The organism is Rhodococcus sp. SB1D (assembly GCF_048573875.1).
Lineage (GTDB): Bacteria > Actinomycetota > Actinomycetes > Mycobacteriales > Mycobacteriaceae > Rhodococcus_F > Rhodococcus_F qingshengii.
Genome location: NZ_JBMAIQ010000001.1, coordinates 62808 through 89773 on the forward strand (window position 1 = coordinate 62808; position 26966 = coordinate 89773).

The following is a 26966-nucleotide window of genomic DNA, read 5'->3' on the forward strand; positions in this document are numbered from 1 at the left end:
CTGTTGACTGTGGGTGAGTGACCTGTCAGACTGAATCTGCATCGAACATCAGTTCGATGCATGTGGTGCGTCTTCCCTTTCGGCATCCTCGAGCAGTCGGTCGTCCCTGACGGCCGACTCGATCAGGTGCGAGGTCAGTGTGGGTTGGGGAAATGGGCCGCCGACGTGGTCCGAGATGGAACGGGTGCTTTCCGGACGACCCGGCCGTGTGGAACATGAGGATTTGTTTCCGGGCGATGGAAGCGACAGCCCCGCCTGGTCAAGAAAGCGCGGCGAGTACCACGCGGGCGAGCTCACCCGTGGTGCCGGTGTAATTCCTTACGCAGAACTGCACGCTCACTCGGCCTTCAGTTTCCTCGACGGTGCATCACCGCCGGAAGAGCTGGTCGAGGAAGCAGTGCGTCTCGGGCTCGAAGCTATCGCCGTCACCGATCACGACGGCTTCTACGGCGTGGTGAGGTTTGCGGAAGCCGCACGTGAATGGGGAATGCGCACCGTGTTCGGGGCCGAGTTGTCTCTGGATTCGGTACCCAGAACCGGCACGGCAGATCCCGGTGGAACGCACCTCCTGGTACTTGCCCGTGGGCAGGAAGGGTATCGCCGGCTCTCGCGGGAGATCGCTGCCGCGCATCTGGCGGGCGGCGAGAAGGGCAAACTGCAGTACGACTACGACGTGCTGACCGAAGCAGCCGGTGGCCACTGGCAGATCCTGACCGGGTGCCGGAAAGGTCATGTGCGGCAAGCCTTGACGTCGGGTGGTCGCGAAGCAGCGGCGGATGCCTTGGGGGATCTGGTCGAGCGTTTCGGGGCGGAGCGAGTGTCGGTGGAACTCACTCATCATGGGTTGGCGGAGGACGACGAGCGCAATGCCGTTCTGGCCGAATTGGCGAGAGAGCATGGACTACGTACGGTGGCGACCACCGCCGCGCACTTCGCCGCTCCTCCGCGTCGACGCCTCGCCATGGCAATGGCGGCTGTACGGTCGCGTCAAAGCTTGGACGAGGCAGCAGGATGGTTGGCCCCTACCGGCGGAGCGCACCTGCGGTCCGGCGCGGAGATGGCGGCACTGTTCTCGCTCTATCCCGAGGCTGTCAGTGGTGCCGCCGATCTTGGTCGTGAGTGCGCTTTCGATCTCAAGCTCATCGCGCCCAAATTGCCACCGTTCGACGTGCCAGCCGGGCATACCGAGGCGTCGTGGTTGCGTGAGCTCACCATGGTGGGGGCGCTGGAACGCTACGGACCGCCGGAAGGTGCACCGAAGGCATACGAACAGCTCGAACATGAACTTGCCATCATCGAGGGATTGAACTTTCCCGGATATTTCCTGGTGGTGCATGACATCGTGTCGTTCTGCAAGAACAACGACATCCTCTGTCAGGGAAGAGGTTCCGCTGCGAACTCGGCGGTGTGTTACGCGATCGGCATCACCAATGTCGATCCGGTTCGCAACAAACTGCTGTTCGAGAGGTTTCTTGCGCCTGAACGTGACGGCCCGCCGGACATCGACGTGGACATCGAGTCCGACCGCCGGGAAGAGGCGATCCAGCACGTGTACGCGAAGTACGGGCGTACGTATGCCGCGCAGGTCGCCAATGTCATCACCTATCGAGGAAAGTCGTCGGTGCGGGACATGGCTCGGGCGCTGGGCTTTTCGCAGGGACAGCAAGATGCGTGGAGTAAGCAGGTCGGCCGGTGGGGTGGTATCGACAAGAATGCGGATACCGATATTCCGCGTCCGGTACTCGAACTGGCGGCGCAGATCGAAGGCTATCCGCGGCACCTCGGTATCCACTCAGGCGGCATGGTCATCTGCGATCGTCCCATCGCCGACGTCTGCCCGGTGGAGTGGGCGCGGATGGCCAATCGCAGTGTCCTGCAATGGGACAAGGACGATTGCGCTGCCGCTGGGCTGGTCAAGTTCGATCTGCTCGGCCTCGGCATGCTCTCAGCTTTGCACTACATGATGGACCTGGTAGCCGAACACAAAGGCATCACAGTCGATTTGGCGCAACTCGATCTGTCGGAAACAGCGGTGTACGAGATGTTGCAGCGGGCAGATTCGGTGGGTGTGTTCCAAGTGGAATCACGTGCGCAGATGGCGACACTGCCGCGTCTGAAGCCTCGAAACTTCTACGACCTGGTAGTCGAGGTCGCGCTCATCCGTCCGGGGCCGATCCAAGGCGGATCAGTGCATCCGTACATTCGTCGGCGCAACAAACTCGAACCTGTGTCCTACGACCATCCGTCGCTCGAGAAGGCACTCGAACGCACGTTGGGGGTTCCGCTGTTCCAGGAACAGTTGATGCAGATGGCCGTCGACGTTGCGGGCTTCACGCCGTCCGAGGCCGATCAATTGCGTCGGGCAATGGGATCGAAACGCTCCACCGAGAAGATGGAACAACTGCGCGCGAGGTTCTATCAGGGCATGCGAGACCTACACGGCATCGGTGACGAGGTTGCCGACCGGATCTACGAAAAGCTGTATGCATTCGCTAATTTCGGTTTCCCGGAAAGCCATTCACAGAGTTTTGCCGCGCTGGTCTTCTACTCCTCGTGGTTCAAACTTCATCATCCCGCTGCGTTCTGCGCCGGACTTCTGCGCGCGCAGCCCATGGGTTTCTACTCGCCGCAGTCCTTGGTTGCCGATGCGCGCCGGCACGGAGTGCAGGTACACGGTGCAGACATCAATGTCAGCCTCGCGCATGCCACCGTCGAGGCAGGTGGATTCGAGGTTCGGCTGGGGCTGGGGGAAGTGCGCAACATCGGCGATGCACTCGCCGAGAAAATTGTCGAACAGCGCGACCTCGGTGGACCGTTCACGTCGTTTCTCGATCTGACCGGGCGGGTGGAACTGACTACCGCACAAGCTGAATCGCTGGCGACCGCCGGTGCGCTAGCCAGCTTCGGTATCTCGCGTAGAGAAGCGCTGTGGGCAGCGGGCGCTGCGGCGGGGGAGCGCCCCGACCGCTTGCCCGGTATCGGTGCGTCGGTCACAGCTCCCACCCTGCCCGGCATGAGCGACGTCGAATTAGCGGCGGCGGATGTCTGGGCGACAGGAGTATCTCCCGACACGTACCCGACACAATTCCTCCGCCCACAGCTCGACGCGCTCGGCGTGGTGCCGGCGTCGAGACTTCTCGACATCCCGGACGGTGACCGTGTGCTGGTGGGGGGAGCAGTCACACACCGGCAGCGTCCGGCCACAGCTGCGGGCGTCACGTTCATCAACCTCGAGGACGAAACCGGCATGGTCAACGTCGTGTGTTCGGTGGGGTTGTGGGCAAAGTACCGAAAATTGGCAAATACGGCGCCGGCGTTGCTTATTCGAGGGAAGGTGCAGAATGCAGAAGGCGCTGTCACCGTCGTGGCAGACCGGATGCAGCTGATGGATCTGCGAGTTACGGCCAAATCGCGAGACTTCCGTTAACGCCTGATTCTGGCCACCGTGTTAGTGCCGAGAGACAGTTTTGTGCCGAGAGGACAAATGTGGAGCTCAACTCTGACCTCCGAGCATATGGTGCGGGTCACATTTGCTCCCTAGGGTTGTCGCTTGAGCGCGATCGATTCACCACACGCAGCCGCGGTCAGTTGCCTTGCGCGTGAATATCGTCGCCTTCCAAACGCGCTGAACCAAAAGCACTTCGAGTCGAAGAGGAACTTCATGAGCACAGCGATTCTCGTCGCACACGTACACCCCGCCGATCCGTCTTCGGAGGATGCGTTCAACCGCTGGTACGACGACGTGCATATTCCGCAGGTCGTCGAACGAGTGCCCGGAGTTGTCTCCGCCTCCAGATTCTTCCTGGCGGATGTGCAGTTGCTGCCCGAGGATGCATTGCCCGCGCGCCGCTACCTGAGCATCTATCAACTCGACACGGAAGATCTCGCGGGCACCGCGCAGGCGTTGGGAAGTGCTTTGGGCGACGGAACTCTCGACATGTCCGAGGCCATCGCGACCACCGGCGACACCGGACCCGAATTGCTTTTCTACGTCCCGACCGAGAATTGAAGGGGAACGCTGACATGTCCGATCTTCTCGCGAACAAAGTTGCAATTGTCACCGGCGCAGGTGCCGGAATCGGCGCCGCCATTGCCCGGGCGTTCGGGGCGGAGGGCGCGAGGGTCGTGGTCTCCGATATCAACGGTGGCGCAGCACAGGCAGTGGCGGACTCGATCGACGGAGCTATCGCTGTCACAACTGATGTCACCGACGAACAGCAGGTCAAGGATCTCGTCGCCAGAGCGGTCGAAGAGTTCGGCGGACTGAACGTCGTAGTACCCAACGCCGGTATCGCCACCACGACCCCGCTGATCGAGACCTCGTTCGAGGACTGGCGGAAAGTGATGTCGGTCAACCTCGATGGAGTGTTCTTGACAGTGCGTCATTCGCTGCCCGCTCTCGTCGCATCCGGTGGCGGTTCGATCGTGAACATCTCGTCGATCTCGTCGACCACCGGCTCGCCTTTGATCGGCAGCTATGCCGCAGCCAAAGCAGCAGTTCGCAATCTCACCGAAACCCTGTCAGCCGAACTTCGCTTCCACGGAATCCGCGCGAATGCATTGCTGCCCGGATTCATCGATACCGACCTGGTCAAGAGTCACCAGCAGGATTTCGAGAATGCCCTCGGCCTCGAGTCCGGGGGATTCGACGACTTGATGGTCACGAAGCAGACGCGCTATGGCCGGACCGAGGAAGTTGCCGCCGCCGCAGTGTTCTTTGCGAGCGACCAGTCGTCGTGGTGCAACGGCAGCAGCCTGGTTCTCGACGGAGGGTTCACCGCTTCTCTCCTCTGAGCAGCAGAACCCTTTCCGAACGTCACCCGATCACCATTCGTGCGAGGATCCACACCATGACCAACCGCGCCGTGTACGTACTCCCGCCTGGAGGATTGAACAACCTCGAATCGAGGACGATCGAGACCCCGGGCCCGGGTGCGGGTGAGGTGACGATCGCGATCCACGCGAATTCGCTCAACCACCATGACTACCTCGTGGCGACCGGAGAGATAGCAACCGACGGTCCGCGGATCCTGTTGTCCGATGCTGCCGGGGAGGTCGTTGCGGTCGGAGACGGCGTAACGCAGTTCAGCGTCGGAGATCGCGTGATGAGCACCTATTTGCCGCATTGGCGGAGCGGCACACCGGATTTCGACGGATTCGGAAATTCGCCGGGTGACGGTGTCGACGGGTTCGCCCGCGACACCGTCACCGTGCCGGTATCTGCTGTGACAGTGATGCCGCGAAACTACACCTACGAGGAAGCCGCTACCTTGCCCACCGCAGGTTTGTCAGCGTGGCGCGCACTATTTGCCGGAGTCCCGATCATCCCGGGGTCGTCGGTGTTGATCCCTGGGACCAGCACGGTGGCGCTGTTTGCCGTCCAGCTGGCCAAAGCTGTTGGAGCTCAGGTGATCGCAACGTCGTCGGCCCCCGACAAGATGGCACGATTGGTCGAGCTCGGTGCCGATCACGTGGTCAACTACCGTGAGCGCCCGGACTGGGGTTCGGAAGCGATGCGGCTCAGCGGCGGGATCGACCTCGTCCTCGACGTCGGCGGGCCGTCCACCCTCGGCCAATCTCTGGCGGCAGTCCGACCAGGCGGGCGAATCTGCGCGCTTGGCATCATGAACGGCCCCTCGTCGTCGATCGACCTGACTTCGCTACTGACCAAACAGGTCACCATCGAAGGTGTTCTGGTGGGCAGTCGTGCACATCAGGAGGAGATGGTCGCCGGGCTGGAGAGCCTGGCGCTTCGTCCCGTCATAGATTCTTCCTACAGCCTCGACCGCCTCGCTGACGCTTTCGAGCAGCAGAAATCCGGGCAGGCCTACGGCAAGATCGTCATCACAAACCCTTGATCGCTTGCCGGTCCCAACGGGGATCGGTGAGGATTTCCGCCGAGTCGCCGACAAATGCACGTGCGGCAGTCTGGTCGCCGCTCAGGGTGAATCTCAGCCACGCGGTGAGGTAGCCCCGGAATCCTTCGCCATCTGCGGCCCAATTGTGGCCGACGCCAAGCAGTCTGCCGCGGACCGCCGGTCCGGCGGTTTTGTCGAAGTACTCAGCTTGCGGATCGGCGGTGGAGACCGGGTCGTCGGCGCCGGTCATGAAGAACGTCGGTCCGGTCAACTGGGCCACGTCGATCACGTCGACAGGTCGCGAGGCCCACCACGGGTCAGGCAAATCGAGTACCGCCGTGGCGGTGATCAGATTCGCGGACTGGGTTGCCGCGTTGATCGCGCCACCGGCGCCCTGGGAGTGTCCGACCGAGGCAATGTTGTCGGTGTCGATCCGCTGGTGAAAAATGCTCTCAGCGTTGGTGTTCTGATCGACGACGTACTGGGCAGCCCCCAAGATCTCCGTCCCGTCGCCGGTGACGCTGCTGTCGGCCACCACAACGACAAAACCCCAAGAAGCGAGATGCTGCAGGAGCGCTTCGTACTCTTCGTAAGTCGCATAGCTGCCGTTGCCGAAGGTGACGACGGGATGCCGATTGCCATCAGACGACAAGCCGGCTGGGTAGAACAGTTGGTACCCGGGAACTGAATCGGCAGCCACTTCATGCGCACCCTTGGCTGCATACAGATCGCTGATCGATTCCGACGCGATGGATTCGGTGGTCGCGACTTCGGGAGTTGTCGGAACCCCCGCGGTGGCATGAGTGACGGCACCGGAGAGTGCCAGCAGACACGATGCAGTCACGACGGCGAACGAGTACGTGGTTCGAGAAGGCATGGGCACAAGTATGTCTTGTACGGTCGCGGTCGGTCAGGCCGAGACGGGTGTGTGCCGATCTTCGCCGATTCGATCTCGAATGAGGAAGACGGCGATCACCCCGAAGACGACCAAGAGGACCGTCAGTAGAGAGGTGATGGCGGCGGCGCCGCTCACTTCCGTGGTCACCGAAGTGTCCAGCCCGCCGGTCGAGAGAATTGTGGTGGGGTCGGTGAGGCCGTGTAACACGATTGCGGCCCAGATCGTGCCCGTCACACGCATTGTCAGGTACATGCACATACCGAAACCGAAGGTGTAGACCACGGTGACCAGAACGGTTGACGCCTTCATCCCGGCGATGAGGTTGACGGTGTGCATGAGTGCAAACACCAGTGAAGACACGACGGCGACAAAGCGTTCCCGGTGGCCGGCGTCGCGCAACATCTTCACTGCCAGGCCACGGGTGGCCAATTCCTCGGTCAGGCCGACGCACGCACCGAGCACCAGCAGGGCGATTACCTCGCCGGTGGTCCAGGCGCTCCAATCGGTTCCCGCCAGATGCGCAACAATGGCGGCGACCACGATGATCGGACCGATCCACATCCAACCCCGCCCACGAATGGGTTGTGGGCCGAAGACGCCGCGCAGCCAGCCGACCTTTGTCGTGAAAACCAGCAGGGCGATCCCGCCGATCGCGATGGGCAATGCGACGCCGAGGAGGATGCTGGAGGCGCTTGCCACGACATTGTCCGTGTCGATCTGGTCTGCAAAAACCCTGGAGGTAACCTGCCCGACAGCAAGATAGAACGCCAGGTAGACGACGATCAGCAGGAGCACTTTCCACACGGTGGGGCGACTCCAAAAACCGGACTTTTCGGGAACCGTATTGGTCATTGTCAGATCGTAAAGGGAGCTGCACGAAAACGCCCGGGTACCGTCTATTCGGACAGCAGCGAACACGAAGGCAGGCGCAGAAGAAATGTTGGAAGTCGATTTGAATGCACTGGACACGGCTTTGGCAGCGGGTGAGCCGTTGATCGACGTCCGTGAGGCCGACGAGTTCGCTCAGGTCCGAGTTCCCGGTGCGACGCTCATTCCGCTCAGCGAATTCGTCTCTCGCGTGGGTGAAATTCCGGACGCGGAAACGGTGTACATCATCTGCGCCGTCGGTGGTCGGAGCTTGCAAGCCGCTGAGTATCTGCAGGCTCGCGGCATCAATGCCGTTTCGGTGGCCGGTGGAACGATGGCGTGGTACCAGTCGGGGCGCCAGGTCGAGACCGGCGAATAGTGCGTAACTGTTGGGGCAGCTCCCGTTTACGGAGCTGCCCCAACACGTCACTTCCGCCAGAACAGGTGGTGCGTCACGCCGCTCGGGCTCGGCACAACGTCGAGGTTGAAGCGGTCGAGTAACTCGTCAGGTGTCTCCCACAGTCGTAGACCGGATCCGAATTCGATCGGGGAGACAGCGATGTGCATCGTGTCGACCAGATCGGCGTCGAGGAATTCACGGATAGTGCTGACTCCGCCGCCGAGTCGAACGTCCTTGCCCTGCGCTGCCTCACGTGCCTGCGCGAGGGCCGTCGCGGGGTCGGCGTCGACGAAGTGGAATGTCGTGTCCGATAGCGTGAACGACGGCCGCACGTGGTGGGTCAAGACAAAAACCGGGGTGTGGAACGGTGGCTCGTCGCCCCACCAGCCCTGCCACTCGAGATTCTCCCAAGGGCCGCGGTAGGGTGAGAATTTGTTGCGGCCCATGATTTCGGCGCCGATGTTGTTGGAGAAGTCCCGCGTGAAATAGTCGTCGAGGCCTCGGCTGCCGCCGGGATCGGTGCGATTGGGCCAGCTGGCCGTAGCTCCTGCCCACGCAAACATTTCACCGTGGTCCAGGCCGAACGGGCTCTCGAAGCTCTGGTCCGGACCGCAGGCTATTCCGTCACTCGAAACGCCGAAATTCTGCACTCGCAATAACTGACTCACCGTGTACTCCTGCTCTCGACAATGGTCTACGTGAGTACAGACCGTACGGCGAGCCAAAACTCATCGGTGCGAATTCATGCAGCCGCCGGTAGAACTCCACTGCGGATCGACCGGACGGTCCTGACCGCGACGGTTGCCCAGATGGGGATCAGTACGGTCAGCAGGGCAAGTGCGATTCCCAGGATCAGGGTGGAACCGGTGGCGACTCCGAAGGCATTCGCTCCGACGGCACATGCTCCGATGGGGAAGGTGAAGCTCCACCAGCCGAGCGAGAAGTCCAAGCCGCGGCGCAGTGCGTGGATGGTGACGACGGTGACGGTGACAAACGCGATCACGCCGATGATTCCGACGACGGTTCCGTAGGCGATCCCGAATTCGTGCAGGGTGTCGGCATGCTCGGGGCTGAGTGCATGCCGTGAGGCGGCGGCCAACAGGTTGGATGCCGCGATCGACTGTCCGATCACGCCCAACGGAATCCACAGTGAGGGAATGGCATTGAACGGGATCACGTCGACGCCGGCCGAACGGTTGCGTGCGAACTGCCTGGCGACGGCTACCAGAATGCCGATGGCGGCGGTCAGCGCCAGAGCGAACAGGATGTAGCAGAAAACCAGTACCGCGATGCGTGGAGCGCCTTCGGGCATGTGGGTGCTGACCGCTGCGCCGGTGGTGGCCGAGACCATCGGAGGTACGACGGGCATGAGCCAGAACGGCATTGCCGTCGCCATCCCGGCATCTCGAACGAGTCGAATCATCATCACGACGTAGGTGACCAGGCCGAGTGCCGTGCCGAGTGTCCACAGTGTCAGCGACACGGTGATCGCCACGTCGTGGCCGAGGAAGTCCGGGCCGGTGATGCCGGTTGCGGATCCCACGGTCAGCAGTGCCATTGCGACGGCGCCGTAGAAGGGGAACATCGCGGGGCTGTGCAGGTAGGCGAGGGCCTGACATCGATGTTGTGACCAATGGGTGGCAAATGCTCCGATCAAGGCGCACAGTACGAGAACCGCCAGAACCCAGAAGATCTCGGAGACCAGTTTCAAGCCCTCGATCTCCGGTTCGAGCGAAGCGGCGGCCACCGACACGATTCCCGTTCCCATCGCTGCCGCGAACCAGTTCGGAGTGATGTGGGCGAAGGTGGAACTCGTTGTGGTGGTCATGTATTTCACTGTCGTCTCATCCGGTCCGTACCGGTAGACCGGTTGTTCTTGAATGCCCACAAACTCGCCTTGTGGGTCTAATCTTGGGACTATGTCGTTGTCTCCTCGGGTGCCGGAACTCAGTGCCCTCGACGTCCTCCTTTCCGTAGGGCGTCTGGGCAGCATGGGTGCTGCCGGCCGGGAGCACGGACTCAGTCAGCAGGCGGTCAGCGCCCGGGTGCGTTCGGTCGAACGCCAACTCGGAATCAAGGTGTTCGATCGAGCGGCGACCGGTGTTCGTCCCACCGCCGAGGGCGGTCTGATTCTCGAGTGGGCAAGTCACATCCTCGTCAGTGCCGAGGAAATGGCATCGGGAGTTGCCGCACTTCGCGGTGAACGTGATGCTGCCGTCACGGTTGCCGCCAGCATGACCATCGCCGAGTATCTGGTTCCCGGATGGACGGTCGCGATGCGGCACAAGTTCCCCAACGTCGTGGCGTCGGTGAGCTTGCACAATTCCTCGGACGTCTCTGCTCAAGTTCAGGCCGGCCAGGCCGATATCGGATTTGTCGAAGGGCCGGATGTGCCGTCGGCGCTCGCGTCGTGCGAAGTAGCGCGTGATCACCTCGTCGTGGTTGTGCCGCCGGGACACGACTGGGCGAATGGTGTGCCCGTTCCGGTCGAGGAACTCGCACGCACACCGCTGATTCAGCGAGAATCAGGGTCCGGTACGCGCCTGACGCTCGAGAATGCTGTTCCCGATTGTGTGCCGCCGCTGCTCGAGCTCACCTCGTGTACCGCTGTCAAGGCTGCGGTGGTGGCAGGCAACGCCCCGGCTGTTCTGTCGTCGCTGGCAGTTGCCGCCGACCTGACGGACGGCCGACTGGTCGCGGTCAACGTCGACGGCTTGCGGATGCCGCGTCGACTCCAAGCCGTCTGGGATCCCGATCGCGGATTGCGCGGTGCGGCAAGAGATTTCCTCGATATAGCGCTCGGATCCAACACCGCTGTTCATTCACGCTGACGGCTACGGCCGCTATCGGACGGTGTCGATCCCCGCGAGGATGAGCTCGATGCCTGCCAGAAACTGTTCTCGGTCGTCGTGGTCGCGCAACTGCGCCGTCACCTGATTGAGGAACGGGTACTTCGCAGAGTCGAGTTCTTCCCATCGCGTGGCGACGCCCGCGAGGAAAGCGGACCGATCTGTCTCACGGGGGAGCAGACGGGCGCCCGCGGCGTACTGTCCGGCGAGACCGAGCACGTAGTTCAGGAGCGCGGACGCGCAGTCGAACTGTGCCGATTCGGGAACGCCGAGCGCCTGGAGTTGCTCGCCGAGACTTTCGAAGATCTGCATCACCGCTGATTGCCACGGTTCACGTGAGAGTTGGGTGCCGACCCAGGGGTGGGCGTCGATCGCGTCGAACACGCCGAGGGTGATGGTCCGGATCGCCTCCCGTGGGGCTGCACCTTCGGTTGCACCGGTTGTCACGCGGGCGATGACGTCGTCGGTCGCCGCGGCGAGCAGTTCGCTCTTGTTGGCAACGTGCCAGTAAATCGCCCCGCTACCTGTTGCCAGGCGTGCGGAGAGTGCGCGAAATGTCAGCGCGGCTTCGCCCTCGTCGTCGAGGATCTCGATCGCAGCCTCGACGATTCGCTCCTTCGAGAGCGCATCCGTACGTCGTTCGGTCCGCTGATTCCTGGTCGCCATGCGAACCATCTTGACATATCTGGAACGCCGTTCCAAGATGTCATTGGAACGACGTTCCAATCGAAGCCTGAAAGGAAACAAACATGAGCAACTCGATAACGATCATCGGGGCGGGCCTCGGCGGTCTGACCCTCGCGCGTGTCCTTCACGTTCATGGAATTCGGTCGAAGATCTACGAGGCGGAACTGTCGGCAGAAGCTCGCACGCAGGGCGGTCAACTCGACATCCACGAACACAACGGTCAGGCCGCGCTCGACGCTGCCGGCCTTACCGACGAGTTCCGCGCGATCATCCACGCGGGCGGCGCCGCGTCGCGCGTACTCGATCAACACGCCGCCGTGCTCCTCGACGAACCCGACGACGGCACGGGAGCACGTCCCGAGGTGCTGCGCGGCGACCTCCGTCGAATCCTGATTGATTCCCTTCCGGACTACACGATCGAATGGGGACGCAAAGTCGACACTGTGCGCTCGCTCGGAGATGATCGCCACGAGTTGACCTTCGTCGACGGTTCGACAGTGACCACCGACTTTCTCGTCGGTGCAGACGGTGCCTGGTCGAAGGTCCGGCCGCTGCTCTCCGATGCGAAGCCGGAATACGTCGGCACCACGTTCGTCGAGACCTACCTCTACGACGTCGACGAGAAGCATTCGGCTGCAGCCGAAGCCGTCGGGGACGGGGCGATGTACGCGCCCGCACCAGGAAAAGCGATCGCCGCGCATCGAGAGGCGGGAGACATCGTGCACACCTACGTTCAGCTGAACCGTCCGGCGGAGTGGTTTGCCGGTATCGATTTCACCGACGCCGCCGCTGCGACAGCGCGGGTCGCGGCCGAGTTCGACGGTTGGGCACCGGAACTCACGGCGCTGATCACCGATGGCGAAACCGCTCCGATTCCGCGCGCGATCCATGCACTTCCCGACGAGCACCGATGGGATCGCGTGCCTGGGGTGACGCTTCTCGGTGACGCGGCGCACCTGATGTCCCCGTCCGGTGAGGGTGCGAACTTGGCGATGTTCGACGGCGCCGAACTGGGAAAGGCGATCGCCACGCACCCCGACGACATCGAAGGGGCACTCGCCGAGTACGAAGAAGCGATGTTCGTGCGCAGCGCATCCGAGGCCGCGGACTCGCACGTGATCCTTGATCTCTGCCTCGGTGAAGGCACACCGTATTCACTGGTCGATTTCTTCACCGGCGCTGCTTCCATATCCGGATAATGGGCGAATGCCTGTTGATTCCACTCCTTGGTCTGCCGCGATTGCGCACGTGAGCGGTCTCTCGAAGGGCGGCCCGTTGGATCGAAATCACCGGGTGACGTTGCACTTTCATCCGGACCTCCCGTCTGAACGTGGTCTGACACTGGCCTCGATCGCACGTCAAGGCACCTATGTGACCCAGTTCGAGACTCGAACGAGCAACGGCGGACTGACGGCGCATCACGGCGGCGATCGTTGGCGTTGGGAGAGTCGGATATTCGGCGGAGCTTACGACGAGCGAGAGCCCTCGGAACGGCCGAAGTACGGAGCGTTGAACTTCTCCGCCGATCCCTACGGGGCATCCCCTCGGTTCGGCTCGTCCTACTTCCGGCTTGCCGAGCACACACTCGACCGCACCACCTTCTGCTTTCCCGACAGCGTCTTCGAGCCTGATCTCTTCGGAACGGCCGAAGCGATGAGCTTGGTCGACGCCGCACGGGCTGCCGAGCTCGACGATCCGCTCGACCACTACATCGAGGCGCACGTCCACGGCGCCGTCGACATCGGAACGGACGTCGAGGCGCTCGTTCTGGATCCGAGTTACCGGGGCACACTGATCGAAGAGATCGCCCACTCGCTCACGTGCCCGGTGCTGTGGCACGAGGGATACGCGGTCGATGTCGACGAGATAGCCGAACATCCCGAATACCGGGGAGCGGCCGTGATCGACCTTGCCCGAGAAATTGCGCACGGCAGGCGGCTGACGCCTGCCGTACTGGGGCTCGCACGGGGTGCATCCTTCGATCCGCAGGACGTCAAGAAGGTTTGGCACTACATCGCTCGATTCGGCGGCAGAGCGTAGAACTGGGCATTCGCGTACAGCTGCCCGTCGACGACCGCCGGTCCCGGGACCGCACATCGGTCCGAAGGGCGCGGTGAGGAAAGAGTGATTGATACGCAACATCGAGCATGAACTCCCGAAACAACTGCATCCGAAGATAGAAGTCGACCTTGATCCTCGGTCGAAGGGATGCATGAATCGATGGGCGCTCAACTCACCACCACCAGTGTCGACACACTCTGCGCGTACTGCGGGGTCGGCTGTGGTCTTGTCCTCGACATCATCACCGATCCGGAGACGGGACGTCGGAAGGCTGCGAAGTCTTCCGGTCTGAAGACACATCCCACCAACTTCGGGCGTCTGTGCACCAAAGGCACCACGACCGCAGACATGCTCGCAGGCCCGGGGCGCATGGAATCTGCATATCGCCGTCCGCGCAGAGGTGATGCGATCGAAGCGGCGGACATGGCCGCAGTCATCACTGACACCGCCCAGCGCCTGCGGGCAATCATCGACGAGCACGGTCCCGACGCGTTTGCGTTGTACGTGTCCGGGCAGATGTCACTCGAAGCTCAGTACCTGTCGAACAAACTGGCCAAGGGCTTCATCGGGACCAATCAGATCGAATCGAATTCCCGACTGTGCATGGCAAGTGCCGGCACCGGATACAAGCAATCGCTCGGGGCCGACGGACCGCCCGGTTCCTATCAGGACTTCGAACATGCCGACGTGTTCTTCGTGACCGGCGCGAACATGGCGGACTGCCATCCGATCCTCTTCCTTCGAATGCAGGAGCGGGTCAAGGCGGGCGCGAAGTTGATCGTCGTCGATCCTCGACGCACCGCCACCGCCGACAAGGCGAACTTGTTCCTGCAGATCGCTCCCGGCACCGATCTCGCGCTACTCAACGGACTACTCCACCTGCTCGTCGTAAACGGCCACACCGATCCGGACTTCATCGCCGACTTCACCGAAGGCTGGGAGGTCATGCCCAGTTTCCTCGCGGAGTACACTCCTGCGAAGGTCAGCGAGATCACCGGTATCTCCGAAGCCGACATCCACACGGCAGCGCAGTGGATCGGTGAGGCCGCCAACTGGATGAGCTGTTGGACAATGGGTTTGAACCAGAGCACCCACGGCACGTGGAACACCAACGCCATCTGCAACCTTCACCTCGCGACCGGTGCGATCTGCAAGCCCGGCAGCGGTCCGTTCTCGTTGACCGGTCAGCCGAACGCCATGGGTGGGCGTGAAATGGGCTACATGGGGCCAGGTTTGCCAGGTCAGCGCGCCGTGATGGTCGACGCCGATCGCGACTTCGTCGAGGACCGATGGGGGATCCCGCAGGGCTCGCTGCGCACCGACATCGGCGGTGGCACCATCGACATGTTCTCCCGAATGGCGGCGGGCGACATCAAAGCGTGCTGGATCATCTGCACCAATCCCGTTGCGACGGTAGCCAACCGCAAGACCGTCATCGACGGCTTGGAGAAGGCCCACCTCGTCATCACCCAGGATGCTTTCCTGGGCACCGAGACCAACGAATACGCCGATGTTCTGCTGCCTGCTTCGCTGTGGACAGAGTCCGACGGAGTGATGATCAATTCCGAACGCAACCTGACGCTCTTTCAGCAGGCACTGGATCCGGTTGGGCAGGCGCTGCCTGATTGGCAGATCATCGCCCGGATCGCCTGCGAGATGGGGTACGCCGAAGCGTTCACCTACACCTGTGCCGAAGAGGTGTTCGAAGAGATCAAGCAGTTCTGGAATCCGAAGACCGGCTACGACTTACGCGGCGTCACCTACGAGCGCCTCCGCAAGACATCGATTCAGTGGCCATGCCCGCCAGACAGTGATCAGGACCGTCATCCCATCCGATACGTCAATGACGGTGTCAGTCAAAGGCTCCTGATCCGCGATGACGGCAGCACTCCGCGGCTCGCATTTCCCACCGCCACTGGCCGTGCGATGTTCTTCGCACGGCCGCACATGCTTCCCGCCGAAATGCCCGACGACGACTACCCCTTCCTGCTCAACACCGGTCGTCTCGCGCACCAGTGGCACACCATGACCAAGACCGGCAAGGTGGCCAAGTTGAACAAGCTCAACCCAGGTCCCTTCGTCGAGATCCATCCCGACGACGCCGCCAGGCTCGGCATCGTCGACCAGGATGCGATCGAGGTTGCCTCACGCCGCGGTCGCGCTGTGCTTCCGGCTGTTGTCACCGACCGAGTGCGTCCGGGGAACTGCTTTGCCCCATTTCACTGGAACGACGCCTTCGGTGAATATCTGTCCATCAACGCCGTCACCAACGACGCCATCGACCCTGCCTCGCAGCAACCGGAGTTCAAAGCCTGCGCTGTCACGATGACGAAGGTCGCCGTGAACACACCTGAAACAGTGCTCGCCGAGGCGCCGCTGGTGGCTTCCGCGCCAGCTGATCGGGCTTTGTCGCGAACTGATGTCCTCGCGGATGTCATCGGTCAAACAGGAACACCTGCAGTGGTATTCGATGCGCTCCAGCAGAGCTACCTGGCCGGTCTTCTCGCCGCGTTGCGTGCGGACGCCGATCGCACTGCCGGGGTCCCGACGTTGCCGTCGACGGCGCCGTTCGACGCCGAAAAGCGGATGTGGGTCGACGGTGTACTGGCCGGCCTGTACTCGCGAACCGCGCTCCCTGACACCGACGGGCCCGCGTTGTCCTCGGCTCCGGGCATTGCGACAGAACGCGCGCCGATCGTGGTGCTCTGGGCATCGCAGACCGGAAATGCGGAAGAATTTGCCGCCGCCTGCGCTGCTCGCCTTGGGGAAGTTGGCTTGCCCGTGGTGATGCATGCAATGGACGAGTTCCAGGCCGCCGACCTGGCGGCCACCCGAGAGGTCCTGTTGATCACCAGTACCTCCGGTGACGGCGAATCCCCGGACAACGGCAGCGGTTTCTGGGATGCGTTGGCTGCTGACACGGCGCCCCGCATGGCCGAGACACGGTATGCAGTCATCGCTTTCGGCGACTCGAACTATGACGACTTCTGTGGGCATGGACGAAAGCTTGACGCCCGCCTTGCTGAACTGGGGGCCAGTCGTATCGTCGATCGCGCCGACTGTGAGCCCGATTTCGAGGACACCGCTGCTGGATGGCTGGACTCTGTCACGGCTGAACTTCAGCGCTCGGCGGCTGGTGAGACGGCCGACGTCGTCGTTGCAAAGAAGAATTCTGGGACAACCGTTGCAACCCCGCCGATTTCACCGGCGATGCCGGCGCCGCTGCAGTACAACAAGAAGGCGCCACTGACCACAGCCTTGACGCGCAATGTCGTGCTCAACCGTCCGGGTTCTTCCAAAGACGTGCGGCAGTTGGGCTTTCACCTTCCAGGTGACACGGTCAGTTACGAAGCCGGCGACGCTCTCGGAGTCTGGCCCCGAAACAGCTCTCCGTTCGTCGACGAGTGGCTCACCCTTACTGGCCTCGACGGTGACGAGACCGTCGAACTGGGGCAGTACGGGGAAATGACGCTGCGTACCGCGCTCACCGAGCGCCTGGAGATCACTCGAATCTCGACCGACATGATTCGATTCGTGCATCAACGAACCCGCGATTCGGACCTGGCCGAGTTGTTGAAGCCGGAGAATGTCTCCACGTTCAAAGACTGGTCGTGGGGACGACAGTCCGTCGACATTCTCGCGCAGTCGCCCGTTCGTGCCTCGACCGACGAATGGCTCTCGCTGCTCAAACCGATTCAGCCGCGGCTGTATTCGATATCTTCCAGTCCGAAGGAGAACCCACGCGAAGTGCAGTTGACGGTGTCCGCGGTGCGATACAACGTTGCGGGTGTCCCACGGCGTGGAGTGTGCTCGACTTACCTCGCCGACCACGCTCACGATGACGACATCGGTATCTACGTGCAGAAGTCGACCCACTTCCGGCCACCTTCCGATCCCGAGACCCCGATGATCATGGTCGGTCCGGGGACCGGCATTGCACCGTTCCGTGCCTTCCTGCATGAGCGGCGGGCATTGGGGCACACGGGCCCGAACTGGCTGTTCTTCGGAGAACAGCACGCCGCGACCGACTTCTACTACCGCGAAGAAATCGAAGAATTGCGGAAAGACGGATTCCTCACCGAACTCGACCTCGCGTTTTCCCGGGATCAAGCCGACAAGGTCTACGTGCAGGACCGGATGCGTGAGCGGGGTGCGCTGCTGTGGGAGTGGTTGCAGAAGGGAGCGCACTTCTACGTCTGCGGCGATGCCAACCGGATGGCCAAGGACGTCGACAGTGCCCTCAACGGGGTGGTCGCTCAACACGGAAAACTGGCTCCTCGCAGTGCCGAGGCATACGTGAAGGCTCTTTCGGCGGAGAAGCGCTATGTCCGGGACGTCTACTGACGTCGATCAGACAGCGCCCTTGAACCCGTGCTGACGCCAGGCCTCGTACGTCACGAGGGCGGCAGCGTTGGACAGGTTGAGGGACCGGCGTCCGGGCAGCATCGGGATACGCAGGCGCTCGGTGACGTGTTCGTCCGCCAATACTTCTTCGGACAGTCCGGTGGGTTCGGGCCCGAACAGCAGGACGTCGCCGGGTTGGTAGGCGATATCGGCATACGACGTGGTCGCGTGCGCGGTGAAGGCGAACACGCGAGCGGGGGTGACGGCTTCCCAGGCAGCGGTCAGGTTTTCGTGGACCGTGACAGTCGCCAGGTCGTGGTAGTCCAAGCCTGCGCGCTTGAGCTTCGGCTCCGACAAGTCGAACCCGAGAGGGCCGACCAGGTGGAGTTCGCAACCGGTGCCTGCGACCATGCGGATCGCGTTTCCGGTGTTGGGTGGGATGCGGGGCTCGTGGAACATCACTCGGAACACTCGAGGAACTGTACCGGGCGACGTATCGGTGCCCACGTCCGTGAGAAGACCCGGTCGGGAAGTGTGGGCGAATTGGTAACAAACCGGCCAGTCCGTGCGAATCTATTTCCGGCACTCTTCGCAGAACGGACATTTTGATGAACCCTCCCGCCGGTTGGAACCCCGACCCCTTCGACCCCACGATCGACCGTTACTGGGACGGTCAGCAGTGGACCGCGCAGACACGGCCCAAGGGCGTCGACGCACCCACTCAGGCTTTCGGCACTCCCACGCAGGTCTTCGGCGCACCCGGATCGGCGGTGCCGGACACTAGCGCCGAGGAAGGCAAGACGCGGCGTAAGTGGCCGTGGATCGCCGGCGCGGCAGTCGTGGGGCTGGTTGCCATCGCCGCGGCGACGGGAGCGGGCAAGTCGGAAGAATCGACGACGCCTGCTGCGACCTCTTCGACGACAGCTGCAGCGACGACAACCAAAAGCACGGTCCCGTCGACGACGAAGACCACGACTTCGTCCCTCTTGCCGACGACGACAACGATCGTGCCGCCACCGACGACAACCACCGTGGCAATCGTGCCGCTGGTTCCGCAGGTCCCGGAGACCACGACTACGCCGTATGTTCCGCCCGCTCCTGCGTACACACCGCCGAAGACAACAGAACCGGCGTACGTTCCGCCGCCGGCCAAGGTGCCCGACGCGGGGGTGTATTACGCCAACTGTGCAGCCGTGCGAGCGGCCGGTGCTGCCCCGATCTACCGCGGCGATCCCGGCTATTCGTCCAAGCTTGATCGTGACGGTGACGGCGTGGCCTGCGAGACCTAGGCGATCGAACCGGTGTCGGTGCGGCGGGGCAGTATGGACGGCATGCTCCCCGAAGAATCCGACGATGTCGTCGGCGAAGACTATTCAGACGCGCGGCTGGCCGGGCAGAAGTGGCGTCAGCGCACTTTCACCAACTGCAATTTCCGAGACGCCGACCTCACCGGACTCACGACGGAGTCGGTGGTGTTCACGGATTGTGATTTCACCGGCACCGATCTGGGGGAGTCCGTGCACACGGGAACTGCGTTCCGCTCGTGCAATTTTGCCCGGACTAGCCTGTGGCACAGCACGTTCCGAAACTGCAGTCTGCTCGGGTCGGCGTTCGACGGTTGCCGCATCCGGCCGTTGACGCTCGACGAAGTCGACTTCTCGTTGACCTCACTCGGCGGGGCGGACCTGAGAAAGATCGACTTCACCTCATGCCGCTTCCGTGAAGCGAACCTGGTTCGGGCCGACATGCGGGGCGCGGTGCTGGCGTCGGCGGATCTGTCCGGTGCTCGTACGGGTGGACTCAAACTCGAAGGTGCAGACCTGCGCGGTGCACGGATCGATCCGAGCCTGTGGACGTCCGCGTCCGTCGGAAACGCGCAGATCGAGTTGATGCAGGCGGTGGCGTACGCGTCGGCGCACGGTCTTGTCGTCGACATGAAGTAGCAGCGCCTAGCTCTCCAAGCGCTCCTCGAGGCGCACCGTCACCAGCTCGCCGGTCTCCTTGCCGATGGCTTTGCGAAGATCGGCTTTGACCGGCAGCTTGTGGTTACCGTCTCCCAACGCCATGAACGAACTCTGGAACGGATGTCCGTCGATCGTCCCGCGTACCTTGACCAGGCCGCGGGTGCCGAAGAACTCGGCGGACTCCGGCCAGATCACATAAGTCCACCCGCCCTTGGCGTCGCTCTTCTGCAGGGTGGCCGTGAATTCCTTGTCCAGCAACATGATGTCGGTCCTTTCGAACTCGTCCCAGTCGATCAGCGGATGAATTCCCGTGCGAGCAGATCCATCAGCAGTCCGTCCTTCCACACACCATGGCGATCTCGCGAATACTCGCGCATCACCCCGACGTCTTTGAACCCCACCGATCGGTAGCACGCGATGGCGACGGAGTTGTCGACCTCCGGGTCGATGACCAGACGGTGGAATGCGAGGTCGTCGATCAGGTGGGCACACAGCACGCGAATCGATTCGCGACCGAACCCTCGGCCGTGGAAGTCAGGATCGAGGAACAAGTCGAGCCCGGCGTGGCGGAAGTCGGGGTTGTCCTCCGCCTCATACCACTGGATGAAGCCGATCAGGTGGTCGCCGTGGAAGATGCTGTAGCGCGTGGTGCCAGCCTCCGGCGCTGCAGGCCAGTCGTCGTCGGGATTTTGCCACCAGTGCACGACGTCCGGGTGCAGGTGAATTGCCCGCAGACGGGCGTGATGATCGGGCGCGACGGGGGAGAGGAGCACCCTCGGGCCGCGTAGTTCCGGAGCCGTTGTCACTCATCGACCCTAACCTGGAACAATGGTCGCCGTGACTGCAACGATCCTCGACGGCAAAGCTACCCGCGACGAAATCTTCGAAGACCTGAAGGTGCGGGTGAGCGCTCTGAAGGCAGAGGGCATCACACCCGGCTTGGGCACCATCCTGGTGGGCGACGACCCCGGATCCGCGGCTTACGTGCGCGGCAAGCACAACGACTGCGCCAAGGTCGGTATCAATTCTTTGCGACGCGACCTGCCTGCCGACATCACGCAGGAGCAGCTCAACGCGACGATCGACGAGCTCAATGCCAATCCCGAGTGCACCGGCTACATCGTGCAGTTGCCGCTTCCCAAGCACCTTGACGAGAACGCAGCCCTCGAGCGCATCGACCCCGACAAGGACGCCGACGGCTTGCACCCGGTCAACCTCGGTCGACTGGTGTTGGGCAAGGAAGCCCCGCTGCCGTGCACCCCGCGTGGAATCCTGCATCTCCTGCGCCGCTACGAGGTCCCTATTGCGGGCGCACACGTGGTGGTAGTCGGACGAGGCGTCACAGTCGGTCGCCCGATCGGATTGCTGCTGACGCGTCGTAGCGAGAACGCGACGGTCACGCTCTGCCACACCGGTACCCGCGATCTCGCGGCCGAGGTTCGCCGCGCCGACATCATCGTCGCTGCCGCCGGCGTTCCCGGCCTCATCACCGCAGACATGGTCAAGCCCGGGGCAGCGGTCCTCGACGTCGGCGTCAGTCGCACCGACGACGGCCTGCGCGGCGACGTCGCAGCCGACGTCAACGAGGTCGCCGGCTTCGTCTCACCCAACCCCGGTGGTGTCGGACCGCTGACCCGCGCGTTCCTGATCACCAACGTGGTCGAGCGCGCCGAGCGGGTTCTGGCCGGAGTCTGAGTCCGATGTCCTCACTGGTCGGCCTCGCGAAGAAGAATCTGCCCATGCTCGCGGTCCTCGCCGTGATCGCGGCGGCCGTGGTTCTCGTGCTGGCCGACCGGTGGCGCCGCGGCGCCCTCGTCTTCGGTGTTGCCGTCATCATCGGAGCTGCCGCTCGGTGGTTCGTTCCCGAGAACCGTGTGGGGTTGCTCGCGGTGCGTGGAAGGGTCTTCGACACTGCGGCGATGGGCGTTATGGGTGTGCTGATCGCGACGCTCGCCCTGACCATCGATCCGCTCGGTACCGACTGAGAAGGTCAGTCCCCGTAGAACGAGCGAATGTCGATATCACTCAAAGGGATCCACTCCGGCGAATGTGTGGATGTCGACTTCTTTCCAGCCTTGACCGGTGCACTCCGTAACGTCACCGCAAGTGCAGGTTCCTCGTCGATTCGCCCGGCGAGGGCGTAGATCGCGGCGAGATGGTGAACGCACGGCGAGCGTCGACCTGAGCAGTCGCAGCTGGAAGTGCACTCCGAAAGATCAACGGCTACTGCGATATTTCGAGCCTGCAGTTCGGTGACGACGCTGTCCGGCAGTTCGCCGGTGGAGACGGATCTGTTCGCCTTTCCAGCCGAACGGAGAAGGCTCTTCACTGCAGCGATCTCGGATTTGGTCCAGAGCGGGACACCAATCGTCACTGACGAAGTTTTTGCCTTGGTGCTCACCTCGGCGACGACGGTCCCCGACGAGACGACGGTGAACTCCACGGAACCGTTGCGTGCCAGGGTGCGAGCCGTCGGCAGGGACGGGTTCGGACCGGATGCCGCGGTCCGCTCCACCGTGCGCAGCCACGCTCGACCCCAAGCGGTGACGCCGAATTCGTTGGCCATCAGATGATCACCGCGCCGTCGAGTTCGAGAAGTTCACGCAGTTCGGCGTCGGGGAGATCGGCCAGCGCGGCCTCGACGTTCCCGGAGACAGCATCGGCCACAGCTCGTTTGGACTCGTGCATCGCTGCTATGTGATCCTCCACGGTACCGCCCGTCACCAAGGTGTGGACGTTGACGGTGCGTTTCTGGCCGATGCGGTGTGCCCGGTCGGTTGCTTGATCCTCGACGGCTGGGTTCCACCACCGGTCGTAGTGCACGACATGACTTGCGCGCGTGAGGTTGAGGCCGAAGCCGGCGGCGCGCAAGCTCAGAATCAGAACCGGTGGTGAATCCGTCTCGTTCTGGAACGCGTCGACCATCGCGTCTCGTTTGTCGGTGTTCAGGCCGCCGTGGAGGAAAGGCACGGCACCGATACCCAGTTCGGCTCCCAGGTGTCGCGAGAGCATCTCGCCCATCGTCCGGTACTGCGTGAATATCAGCGCGCGATCGCCGTCGTCGACGATCTCGGCGATCATTTCCGTTGCGCGGTCGAGCTTTCCGGATCTTCCGTAGAGGTCGTCCGTATCGCCGGTGACCTGCGCCGGGTGATTGCATACCTGCTTGAGAGTGGTCAGAAGCGCAAGGATGTTGCCACGCCGGGCAATTCCCGTGCCCAATCCGGAGTCGAGCGCATCGGCAACTGCCGACCGGTAGATGCGCGCCTGTTCCGACGTCAGAGTGCACGAGACCGTGGAGAACTGCTTGGGCGGAAGATCCTTGGCCACTGTGTCTTTGGTTCTGCGCAGAATGAAGGGATCGATGACCGCGGCAAGCCTGGTCGCCGCGGTGGCCGATCGACCGGATTCGATCGGTACGGCAAAGCGTTGACGAAACCGTGCGCGAGTTCCGAGGACGTCGGGATTGGCGACGCGAAAGAGCGACCACAATTCTTCGAGACGGTTCTCCACCGGCGTGCCGGTCATCGCTACCTTGACGTCCGCCGACAACTGCATTGCTGCTTTCGCGGCGAGGGAAGCGGGGTTCTTGATCTGTTGCGCCTCGTCGAAGACCACTGAACTCCAATGGACCGGGGCCAATTGGGCTGCGTCGGAACGCAAGACGCTGTAGCTGGTCAGAACCGTAGTGCCGGCGGGGATACGAGTGGGAAGTGCACGGGCGGCCCCGTGATGAACGTGCAGTGGCAGATGCGCAGCGAATCGCTCGATCTCGCGGCGCCAGTTTCCTATCACCGAGGTGGGACACACAACCAGATGCGGACCGTCGCCGGCGCGGATCGCGATCATCGAAATCGCTTGCAGTGTCTTACCCAAACCCATCTCGTCGGCCAAGATCCCACCGCCCGAACCCGACAGAGCCGTCAGCCAGGCAACTCCCTGCATTTGATACGGGCGCAGAGTCGCCTGAATCTTTGCTCGGCGAAGACTCTCGATGGCCGCGCGCGCTTCCGTGAACAACCGCACCGTGGACGCGGCGCTTCGGATCTTCGTGTCGTCGCGCTCGATAGCGGCATGCGCTGCGGTCGGAATGTCATGTGCGCCGGTGTCGATGACGCGCTTCCACGCGAGCAGCGACGATCCGAGGTCGCCGCGACCAGCATCGAGGTTGTGGAACGCGTCGATCGCGGTGGTGAGGTCGAGCAGTTGCGCTTCGACGTCGGTTGCTGTGATCGACTCGTCGACCGGGATCGCAAGCCTGCACACGCCCGGCGACCCGGTCGGCATCCCCAGTGCCGACAGCCGCGCTGCCGGGTCTGCGTCACCCCAGAACGCGAAGGACATGTGCTCGGGAATGTACGTAGCCTGCAGGCGCGTCGAGCATGGCTGATTCACGTTCGCCGATGCTAGCCGCGCCGGCTCACGTTCGCCAATGAGAATGTCGGGAAAACCCGCAGATCAGCTGTGGTTTTCCCGACATTGACGAATCCTGAAAACGTGGCTCTGTGCCGAATCAGCGAGCCGTACGCGCGAACTCCATCGTTCGGCGAAGCAGTCCGGCGACGGCGTCCGCCTCCGTCAGGAAGCCGTCGTGGCCGTCCTTGGACTTGAGAATCTCGAGGCCGCTGCACGTGGAAATTCCGTCGGCGATCTCCTCCTGCAAGCGAAGGGGATACAGCCGATCCGAGTCGACGCCGCCCACCACGACCGGTGCCGTGATCGATGCCAACGCCGCCGCAACACCGCCGCGTCCACGACCGATGTCGTGCCGGTTCATGGCCTCGGTCAGTAGGACGTACGTGCTCGGGTCGAAGCGGTCGACCAGCTTGTCTGCCTGATGTTCCAGGTAACTTTGTACGGCGTATCGTCCACCGTTCCAAGGATTTTCGTCGTTCTGAGCGGAGTTCTCGAAGCGTGCGTCCAGTTCGGACTCGGTGCGGTACGTCAGGTGCGCGATGCGACGGGCGATGCCGAGTCCGGTGCGAGGTGCCCGCCCCGTTCCGTGGTAGTCACCGCCCTGCCAATCCGGATCGGAGACGATGGCAGCGATCTGCGTCGTCTGGGTGCCGATCTGATCTGCAGTGGCCCGTGAACCGGTTGCGAGAACCAACGCGGAGCGAATGCCGTCCGGGTAGGTAACTGCCCATTCGAGGGTGCGCATGCCCCCCATGGATCCGCCGACTACCGAGGCCAACTGGTCGATCCCGAGGAGATCGACGAGCTTCTTCTCCGCCGCGATCTGATCCCGGATGGAGATCTCCGGGAACCTGCTGCCCCACGGCTTGCCGTCGTCGGCCGGCGAACTGGGACCGGTCGTGCCGCGACAACCACCGAGGACATTGGTTGCGATGACGCACCATTCGCCGGTGTCGATCGGTTCGCCGGGGCCGACCATCCCGTTCCACCAGCCGGGGGAGGGCTGATTCGCGGAGATCGGTCCGGTGACGTGTGAGTCTCCGGTCAGTGCGTGCTCGACGAGTACGACGTTGTCGCGGTTCGGGGAAAGCTCACCCCACCGCTGAACGGCGAGCGAAACCGATGGGAGCACCGCGCCGCTCTCGAGTTCCAAGGCACCGATGTCGACGAACCCCACCTGGCCGTCGGGTGGGGGCAGGAGGTCGATCCTGGGCTCCAATTCGTTCACGGTCACGAGTTTGCCACCGCTGCCAGGCCGACGGTGAGATCGGCGAGGATGTCGTCGATTCCTTCGATGCCGACCGCGAGGCGAACGAGCCCGGGTGTGACACCGGAGGCGAGCTGCTCTTCGGGGGTGAGCTGCGAGTGTGTCGTCGAGGCGGGGTGGATCACGAGTGAGCGAACGTCACCGATGTTGGCGACGTGGCTGTGCAGCGTCAGGGCGTTGACGAACGTCTTGCCCGCATCGATACCGCCGGGCAGCTCGAAGGTGACGATGGCGCCGGTTCCCTTGGGCGTCAGCTGCTTTCCGCGTTCGAACCATGGCGAGGAGGGGAGTCCCGCGTAGGAAACGGAGGCGACCTCGACGTGACCGTCGAGGAATTCGGCGACCTTCTGTGCATTGGATACGTGGCGCTCGATGCGCAGGCTCAAGGTTTCGATACCCTGCGCGATGAGGAACGCGTTGAACGGCGCCACGGCGGAACCGAGATCGCGCAGCAGTTGGACGCGGGCCTTGAGTGCGAACGCCGGCGCGCCGAGGTCCGCGAAGGTGACGCCGTGGTAGCTGGGATCAGGCGTCGTGAAGTTCGTGTGGCGACCCTGCGTCCAGTCGAAAGTGCCACCGTCGACGATGACGCCGGCGATCGCGGTGCCGTGTCCACCAAGGTATTTGGTGGCGGAGTGAACGACGATGTCGGCGCCGTGTTCGAGTGGGCGAAGCAGGTACGGCGTCGCGACTGTGTTGTCCACGATCAACGGAAGACCGTTCTCGTGGGCCAGTGACGAGATACCGGGTAGGTCGAGGATGTGGTTCTTCGGATTGGCGATCGTTTCGCCGTAGAACGCCTTCGTGTTCGGGCGAATGGCTTCGCGCCACTGCTCGAGATTGTCGGGATCCTCGACGAACGTGACTTCGATGCCCAGCTTACGAAGGGTGTAATGCAGGAGGTTGTACGTGCCGCCGTACAGGTACGGGCTGGAGACGATGTGGTCGCCGGCCTCGGCGATGTTGAGGATCGCGATGGTCTCGGCGGCCTGACCCGAGGAGAGGAGGAGTGCGGCGACCCCGCCTTCGAGGGCAGCGATGCGCTGCTCGACGGCGTCCTGTGTGGGATTCATGATCCGCGTGTAGATGTTGCCCGGCTCGGCGAGGCCGAACAGTGCCGCAGCGTGATCGGTGCTGTCGAAGACGTAGCTGGTGGTCTGGTAGATCGGCAGAGCGCGCGCATTTGTGGCGGTGTCCGCTGTTTGTCCGGCGTGCACCTGCTTGGTCTCGAACGACCAGTTCGCGGTCGGATCCGAAGTTGCTGCGGCGTCGGCTGTGTTGTCGGTCATGATTTGTTCACTCCAGTGGTCTGACGGATAGATGTCGGACGGGGGCGAATGATCGCCGCCCCGTGC

At 62.9% G+C, this 26966-nt stretch carries 25 protein-coding genes; 13 read left to right on the top strand and 12 right to left on the bottom strand.

Annotation, left to right across the window (positions count from 1 at the left end; translation table 11 throughout):
- Window positions 1-139: 139 nt before the first annotated feature.
- The 4 genes from ACN50D_RS00285 (at window position 140) to ACN50D_RS00300 (ending at window position 5858) form a co-directional block, all read left to right on the top strand.
- A complete protein-coding gene (locus ACN50D_RS00285) occupies window positions 140-3427 on the top strand; it encodes an error-prone DNA polymerase (protein WP_007727426.1) in 3288 nt (1095 codons plus the stop codon).
- Window positions 3428-3661: 234 nt separating this feature from the next.
- Window positions 3662-4009, top strand: a complete 348-nt coding sequence (locus tag ACN50D_RS00290; protein ID WP_007727425.1) for a hypothetical protein — start codon at window positions 3662-3664, stop codon at window positions 4007-4009.
- Between the two features lie 14 nt (window positions 4010-4023).
- Window positions 4024-4794 carry a glucose 1-dehydrogenase gene (locus ACN50D_RS00295; protein WP_003940866.1) on the top strand — a complete coding sequence of 257 codons (771 nt, stop codon included), beginning with the start codon at window positions 4024-4026 and terminating at the stop codon, window positions 4792-4794.
- 56 nt (window positions 4795-4850) lie between these two features.
- Window positions 4851-5858, top strand: coding sequence for a zinc-dependent alcohol dehydrogenase family protein (locus ACN50D_RS00300; protein ID WP_007727420.1), 1008 nt, complete (start codon window positions 4851-4853; stop codon window positions 5856-5858).
- Here the strand turns inward: ACN50D_RS00300 and ACN50D_RS00305 are convergent.
- Together ACN50D_RS00305 and ACN50D_RS00310 are read right to left on the bottom strand one after the other, a co-directional pair.
- Window positions 5845-6735, bottom strand: coding sequence for a dienelactone hydrolase family protein (locus ACN50D_RS00305; RefSeq protein ID WP_007727417.1), 891 nt, complete (start codon window positions 6733-6735; stop codon window positions 5845-5847). The two genes, ACN50D_RS00300 and ACN50D_RS00305, sit on opposite strands and share 14 nt — an antisense overlap.
- 33 nt (window positions 6736-6768) lie before the next feature.
- Window positions 6769-7608 (bottom strand): CPBP family intramembrane glutamic endopeptidase, encoded by an 840-nt coding sequence (locus ACN50D_RS00310; protein WP_039972807.1) that lies wholly within the window; start codon window positions 7606-7608, stop codon window positions 6769-6771.
- Between the two features lie 85 nt (window positions 7609-7693).
- Here ACN50D_RS00310 and ACN50D_RS00315 point away from each other — a divergent pair, with 85 nt between their 5' ends.
- On the top strand, window positions 7694-8002 hold the full coding sequence (locus tag ACN50D_RS00315; RefSeq protein ID WP_003940684.1) for a rhodanese-like domain-containing protein: 309 nt from the start codon (window positions 7694-7696) through the stop codon (window positions 8000-8002).
- 47 nt (window positions 8003-8049) lie between these two features.
- Here ACN50D_RS00315 and ACN50D_RS00320 read toward each other — a convergent pair whose 3' ends face one another.
- On the bottom strand, window positions 8050-8691 hold the full coding sequence (locus ACN50D_RS00320) for a dihydrofolate reductase family protein (RefSeq protein WP_003940771.1): 642 nt from the start codon (window positions 8689-8691) through the stop codon (window positions 8050-8052).
- 74 nt (window positions 8692-8765) lie between these two features.
- Entirely contained in the window at window positions 8766-9851 is a 1086-nt protein-coding gene (locus ACN50D_RS00325; protein ID WP_042449826.1) for a TDT family transporter, read from the bottom strand.
- A gap of 91 nt (window positions 9852-9942) precedes the next feature.
- On the opposite strand from ACN50D_RS00325, the gene ACN50D_RS00330 reads away from it, so the two are divergent.
- Complete coding sequence (locus tag ACN50D_RS00330) at window positions 9943-10854, top strand: LysR family transcriptional regulator (protein WP_030535095.1); 912 nt, start codon at window positions 9943-9945, stop codon at window positions 10852-10854.
- Between the two features lie 12 nt (window positions 10855-10866).
- Here the strand turns inward: ACN50D_RS00330 and ACN50D_RS00335 are convergent, their stop codons facing one another.
- Window positions 10867-11547 (bottom strand): TetR/AcrR family transcriptional regulator, encoded by a 681-nt coding sequence (locus ACN50D_RS00335; RefSeq protein ID WP_007727412.1) that lies wholly within the window; start codon window positions 11545-11547, stop codon window positions 10867-10869.
- Window positions 11548-11621: 74 nt separating this feature from the next.
- Between ACN50D_RS00335 and ACN50D_RS00340 the strand changes: the two genes are divergently transcribed.
- From ACN50D_RS00340 to ACN50D_RS00350, 3 genes are all read left to right on the top strand, one after another.
- The gene (locus ACN50D_RS00340) at window positions 11622-12758 is read left to right on the top strand and encodes an FAD-dependent oxidoreductase (protein ID WP_007727411.1); all 1137 of its coding nucleotides are present in this window, start codon (window positions 11622-11624) and stop codon (window positions 12756-12758) included.
- A gap of 7 nt (window positions 12759-12765) precedes the next feature.
- Window positions 12766-13599: a DUF3626 domain-containing protein gene (locus ACN50D_RS00345; RefSeq protein ID WP_007727410.1), complete on the top strand. Its 834-nt coding sequence runs from the start codon at window positions 12766-12768 to the stop codon at window positions 13597-13599.
- Window positions 13600-13779: 180 nt separating this feature from the next.
- On the top strand, window positions 13780-17964 hold the full coding sequence (locus ACN50D_RS00350; RefSeq protein WP_211920475.1) for a bifunctional nitrate reductase/sulfite reductase flavoprotein subunit alpha: 4185 nt from the start codon (window positions 13780-13782) through the stop codon (window positions 17962-17964).
- Window positions 17965-17970: 6 nt separating this feature from the next.
- Here ACN50D_RS00350 and ACN50D_RS00355 read toward each other — a convergent pair whose 3' ends face one another.
- A complete protein-coding gene (locus tag ACN50D_RS00355; RefSeq protein ID WP_007727408.1) occupies window positions 17971-18435 on the bottom strand; it encodes a tRNA (cytidine(34)-2'-O)-methyltransferase in 465 nt (154 codons plus the stop codon).
- 137 nt (window positions 18436-18572) lie between these two features.
- Here ACN50D_RS00355 and ACN50D_RS00360 point away from each other — a divergent pair, with 137 nt between their 5' ends.
- Together ACN50D_RS00360 and ACN50D_RS00365 are read left to right on the top strand one after the other, a co-directional pair.
- On the top strand, window positions 18573-19253 hold the full coding sequence (locus tag ACN50D_RS00360; protein ID WP_007727407.1) for an excalibur calcium-binding domain-containing protein: 681 nt from the start codon (window positions 18573-18575) through the stop codon (window positions 19251-19253).
- 33 nt (window positions 19254-19286) lie between these two features.
- Window positions 19287-19907: a pentapeptide repeat-containing protein gene (locus ACN50D_RS00365; RefSeq protein WP_007727404.1), complete on the top strand. Its 621-nt coding sequence runs from the start codon at window positions 19287-19289 to the stop codon at window positions 19905-19907.
- A gap of 6 nt (window positions 19908-19913) precedes the next feature.
- Here ACN50D_RS00365 and ACN50D_RS00370 read toward each other — a convergent pair whose 3' ends face one another.
- The gene (locus tag ACN50D_RS00370; protein ID WP_007727403.1) at window positions 19914-20189 is read right to left on the bottom strand and encodes a DUF1905 domain-containing protein; all 276 of its coding nucleotides are present in this window, start codon (window positions 20187-20189) and stop codon (window positions 19914-19916) included.
- A gap of 32 nt (window positions 20190-20221) precedes the next feature.
- Window positions 20222-20734 (bottom strand): GNAT family N-acetyltransferase, encoded by a 513-nt coding sequence (locus ACN50D_RS00375; RefSeq protein WP_063836256.1) that lies wholly within the window; start codon window positions 20732-20734, stop codon window positions 20222-20224.
- Window positions 20735-20765: 31 nt separating this feature from the next.
- On the opposite strand from ACN50D_RS00375, the gene ACN50D_RS00380 reads away from it, so the two are divergent.
- Together ACN50D_RS00380 and ACN50D_RS00385 are read left to right on the top strand one after the other, a co-directional pair.
- The gene (locus ACN50D_RS00380; RefSeq protein WP_007727401.1) at window positions 20766-21623 is read left to right on the top strand and encodes a bifunctional methylenetetrahydrofolate dehydrogenase/methenyltetrahydrofolate cyclohydrolase; all 858 of its coding nucleotides are present in this window, start codon (window positions 20766-20768) and stop codon (window positions 21621-21623) included.
- Window positions 21624-21628: 5 nt separating this feature from the next.
- A complete protein-coding gene (locus ACN50D_RS00385) occupies window positions 21629-21913 on the top strand; it encodes a DUF3017 domain-containing protein (protein WP_003940740.1) in 285 nt (94 codons plus the stop codon).
- A gap of 5 nt (window positions 21914-21918) precedes the next feature.
- Here the strand turns inward: ACN50D_RS00385 and ACN50D_RS00390 are convergent, their stop codons facing one another.
- The 4 genes from ACN50D_RS00390 to ACN50D_RS00405 form a co-directional block, all read right to left on the bottom strand.
- Window positions 21919-22494: a hypothetical protein gene (locus ACN50D_RS00390; protein WP_007727398.1), complete on the bottom strand. Its 576-nt coding sequence runs from the start codon at window positions 22492-22494 to the stop codon at window positions 21919-21921.
- The gene (locus tag ACN50D_RS00395) at window positions 22494-24323 is read right to left on the bottom strand and encodes a DEAD/DEAH box helicase (protein ID WP_307850404.1); all 1830 of its coding nucleotides are present in this window, start codon (window positions 24321-24323) and stop codon (window positions 22494-22496) included. The genes ACN50D_RS00390 and ACN50D_RS00395 overlap by 1 nt, the downstream gene beginning before the upstream one ends.
- Before the next feature lie 118 nt (window positions 24324-24441).
- Window positions 24442-25578: a homoserine O-acetyltransferase MetX gene (metX, locus tag ACN50D_RS00400; protein WP_007727395.1), complete on the bottom strand. Its 1137-nt coding sequence runs from the start codon at window positions 25576-25578 to the stop codon at window positions 24442-24444.
- The gene (locus ACN50D_RS00405) at window positions 25575-26900 is read right to left on the bottom strand and encodes a bifunctional o-acetylhomoserine/o-acetylserine sulfhydrylase (RefSeq protein WP_007727392.1); all 1326 of its coding nucleotides are present in this window, start codon (window positions 26898-26900) and stop codon (window positions 25575-25577) included. Before ACN50D_RS00405 ends, metX begins: the two co-directional genes overlap by 4 nt.
- Window positions 26901-26966 lie beyond the last annotated feature (66 nt).